Origin of the sequence: Nocardioides sp. CPCC 206348, assembly GCF_048654705.1 — a bacterium.
Classification (GTDB): Bacteria; Actinomycetota; Actinomycetes; order Propionibacteriales; family Nocardioidaceae; genus Nocardioides.
The window spans coordinates 74,268-77,870 of sequence record NZ_JBMCZA010000190.1; the positions used below are offsets into that span (position 1 = coordinate 74,268).

Below are 3,603 nucleotides of genomic sequence, written 5' to 3' on the forward strand. Positions count from 1 at the left end.
GCAGGAGGCCGGCGTCTTCGACAAGGTCGCCCTGGTCTTCGGCCAGATGGACGAGCCGCCGGGCACGCGTCTTCGCGTCGCGCTGTCGGCCCTGACGATGGCGGAGTACTTCCGCGACGTGCAGAAGCAGGACGTGCTGCTCTTCATCGACAACATCTTCCGGTTCACGCAGGCCGGTTCCGAGGTCTCCACGCTGCTCGGCCGGATGCCGTCCGCAGTGGGTTACCAGCCGAACCTCGCCGACGAGATGGGCACGCTCCAGGAGCGGATCACCTCGACGCGTGGCCACTCGATCACCTCGATGCAGGCGATCTACGTCCCCGCGGACGACTACACCGACCCCGCGCCGGCCGCGACGTTCGCGCACCTCGACGCGACGACCGAGCTGTCCCGTGACATCGCGTCGCAGGGCATCTACCCGGCCGTCGACCCGCTGACCTCGACCTCGCGGATCCTCGACCCGCAGTACATCGGTCAGGCGCACTACGACTGCGCGATCCGCATCAAGCAGATCCTGCAGCGCAACAAGGAGCTCCAGGACATCATCGCCATCCTCGGTGTGGACGAGCTGTCCGAGGAGGACCGGGTCATCGTGTCCCGCGCCCGTCGTATCCAGCGCTTCCTGTCGCAGAACACCTACGTTGCCAAGCAGTTCACCGGCATCGAGGGTTCGACCGTGACGATCGGCGACACCATCGACGCGTTCAACAAGATCGCTGACGGCGACTACGACCACGTTGCCGAGCAGGCCTTCTTCATGTGCGGCGGTCTGGACGACGTCGAGCGCAACTGGGCCGAGATCCAGAAGAGCCTCTGATCATGGCGGAGTCCACAGTCGAGCACCTGCACGTCGAGCTCGTCGCCGCTGACCGGACCGTGTGGTCCGGCGAGGCGTCGATGATCATCGCGCGCACGCTCGAGGGTGACATCGGTGTGCTGCGTGGCCACGCGCCCACGCTGTCGCTGTTGTCGGCTTCGGTGGTCGAGATCCAGATCGCCAACAGCGACGACCTGCTGGTCGTTGCTGTTGACGGCGGGTTCCTCTCGGTCGCCAACGACCGCGTCTCGATCCTCGCCGAGCGGGTCGAGCGGGCCGAGGAGATCCACCTGGACCAGGCCCGGATCGAGCTCGAGGAGGCCCAGCGCCTGCTCAACTCGAACAATGAGGCCGAGCAGCGGGTGCGCCACGCCGAGGCGCGTATTCGCGCTGCAGAGAAGGTTTCGTAGTACGCAGATGGCTTGGTGGGAGCTGCTCCTCGACATCTCGGGTGGTCTGCTGCTCCTGTGCGTGCTGTACGGCGCCGGACTCATCGTCCGGCGCCGTCTTCTTTCCCGTCACGGCGGCACCTTCGAGCTGAGCCACCGGTACCGCACCGATGTCCCCGAGCGGGGCTGGGTGCTGGGCCTGGGCCGCTATTCCGGCGAGACCCTCGAGTGGTTCCGTGTCTTCACGCTCTCCCCGCGCCCGAAGCGGTCCTGGAACCGTGACGACCTGTCGTACGACGGCCAGCGCACGCCGCTCGGCGCCGAGCAGGCCTCGCTGTACCCCGATCACCTCGTGATCGGCTGTCAGTCCTCCGACGGCCTGGTCGAGCTGGCGATGAGCATCTCGTCGCTCACCGGCTTCCAGGCGTGGCTCGAGGCGATGCCGCCCGGGACCGACTGGAACCGGCGGTAGGACTACTCGAAGAGTCCCCGGATGTCGTCGGCCCCGATCGAGGTGCTCATCGCGCCGTCGCCGTCGATGACCTGGGCGAAGAGCTCGGCCTTGCGGGCCTTCAGCTCCATCACCTTCTCCTCGATGGTGTCGTTGGCGACCAGCCGGTAGACGTGGACGTGGCGGGTCTGCCCGATCCTGTGTGCGCGGTCGACGGCCTGGGCCTCGGCGGCGGGGTTCCACCACGGGTCGAGCACGAACACGTAGTCGGCCTCGGTGAGGGTGAGGCCGACGCCGCCGGCCTTGAGGGAGATCAGGAAGACGGGTGCTGCGCCCGAGCGGAAGTCCTCGATGACGGCGCCGCGGTCGCGGGTCCGGCCGTCGAGGTAGGTCGCGGCGATCCCGGCGTCGTCGAGTCGTGACCGCACCCGGGTGAGGAACGACGTGAACTGGCTGAAGACCAGCGCCCGGTGGCCTTCGGCGGTGAGCTCGAGCAGGTGGTCCACGAGGACGTCGAGCTTCGCGGAGCCGACCTTCTCGTGCTCGACGTCGACCAGGGCCGGGTCGAGCGCCAGTTGGCGCAGGGTGGTCAGCGCGCTGAAGATCGCCACCCGGTTCCGGTCGAAGTCGTCGACGAGGCCGAGGATGCGCTGCCGCTCGCGGGCCAGGTGCGTGTCGTAGATCTTGCGGTGCTTCGCCTCGAGGTCGACGGCGAGGACCTGCTCCTGCTTCGGCGGCAGGTCGGCCGCCACCAGCTCCTTGGTCCGCCGCAGCAGGAAGGGCTTGATCCGCGCGCGGAACCGGTCGAGGACGGCCTTGTCACCGTTCTTCTCGACCGGCCGGGCGACGCGGTCGGCGAACTGGCGCGGCCACGGGTAGAGCCCGGGCACGGTGATCGACAGCAACGACCACAGCTCCATCAGGCGGTTCTCGAACGGTGTGCCTGTCACGGCCAGCTTGAAGGGCGCGTCGATCGTGCGCACCGCGGAGTAGGTCTTGCTCTGGTGGTTCTTCACCTGCTGCGCCTCGTCGAGGACCAGGCCGGACCAGGCCACGTCGCTGTAGTGGGTGTGCCCCAGGCGCAGCAGCGTGTACGTCGTCACCACGATGTCGTTGTCGCGGGCGATCGCCGCGATGTCATCGGTACGACGACCGACCACGCCGACGCGCAGGCCGGGCGCGTGCCGGGCGACCTCGCTGGCCCACGCCGTGACGACGCTCGTCGGAGCGACGACGAGGAAGGGTCCCTCCTCGGGCCGCTCGGCGCGGGCGTGGGTGATCAGGGCCAGGACCTGGAGCGTCTTCCCGAGGCCCATGTCGTCGGCGAGGATGCCGCCGAGGCCGTGCTGCCACAGGAACGCCAGCCACCAGAAGCCCTCGCGCTGGTAGCTGCGGAGGTCGGTGACCAGGCCGCGTGGTTCGGGCTGGGGGATGTCGGTCAGGTCGCGGAGCGCCTGGGCCCGTTCCACCCACGCCGCGACCTGGCTGTCGACGATCCCGGCCTCCGCGAGCTGGGCCCACAGACCGAGGTCGTGGTGGCCGATGCCGATGTGGTTGCCGTCGCGCTCGCGGAGCTCGGCCGCCGCCTCGACGACCTCGCGCAGTCGGTCGAACTCCGGCCGGTCCGCGGTGACGTAGAGCCCGCTGGGCAGGACCAGGAATTCCTGCCCGAGGGTGAGGGCGGCCAGCACGTCGGGCAGCGGGATCGGCTCGCCGTCGACGCTGACCGTGACGGCGAGGTCGAACCAGTCGGTCACCGCGGCGTCCGGCTCGGGCTCGGCGAGCGTGAACTGGATGTCCGGGGCGATGTCGGCCTCGCGGAAGTCGGGTCGCTCCTCCTCGACCACCTCGACGCCGTCGATCGTGCGGAGGTGGGGGAGCTCATGGATGGCCAGTGCGAGCGCTTCGCCGTCGGTGGCCGAGGTCCGCGCCAGCAGGTCCCGGGG

At 69.1% G+C, this 3,603-nt stretch carries 4 protein-coding genes; 3 read left to right on the forward strand and 1 reads right to left on the reverse strand.

Annotated elements, in window-relative coordinates:
* The 3 genes from atpD to ACOADB_RS16250 form a co-directional block, all read left to right on the forward strand.
* Nucleotides 1–817 (forward strand): F0F1 ATP synthase subunit beta (gene atpD / locus ACOADB_RS16240; RefSeq protein WP_378600615.1); only part of this gene is annotated, 817 nt, incomplete at its 5' end.
* A 2-nt stretch (nucleotides 818–819) separates the two neighbouring features.
* Nucleotides 820–1,227 (forward strand): F0F1 ATP synthase subunit epsilon, encoded by a 408-nt coding sequence (locus ACOADB_RS16245; RefSeq protein ID WP_378600617.1) that lies wholly within the window; start codon nucleotides 820–822, stop codon nucleotides 1,225–1,227.
* Nucleotides 1,228–1,234: 7 nt separating this feature from the next.
* Complete coding sequence (locus ACOADB_RS16250; RefSeq protein ID WP_182380300.1) at nucleotides 1,235–1,678, forward strand: DUF2550 domain-containing protein; 444 nt, start codon at nucleotides 1,235–1,237, stop codon at nucleotides 1,676–1,678.
* Between the two features lie 2 nt (nucleotides 1,679–1,680).
* Here ACOADB_RS16250 and ACOADB_RS16255 read toward each other — a convergent pair.
* Nucleotides 1,681–3,603, reverse strand: a 1,923-nt coding sequence (locus ACOADB_RS16255; RefSeq protein ID WP_378600619.1) for a DEAD/DEAH box helicase, incomplete at its 5' end; no start/stop codon positions are given.

Bases quoted from the DNA above. Each gene is read 5' to 3' on its own strand.
- ACOADB_RS16250 (WP_182380300.1), top strand. From the start codon at position 1,235: ATGGCTTGGTGGGAGCTGCTCCTCGACATCTCGGGTGGTCTGCTGCTC.
- ACOADB_RS16245 (WP_378600617.1), top strand. From the start codon at position 820: ATGGCGGAGTCCACAGTCGAGCACCTGCACGTCGAGCTCGTCGCCGCT.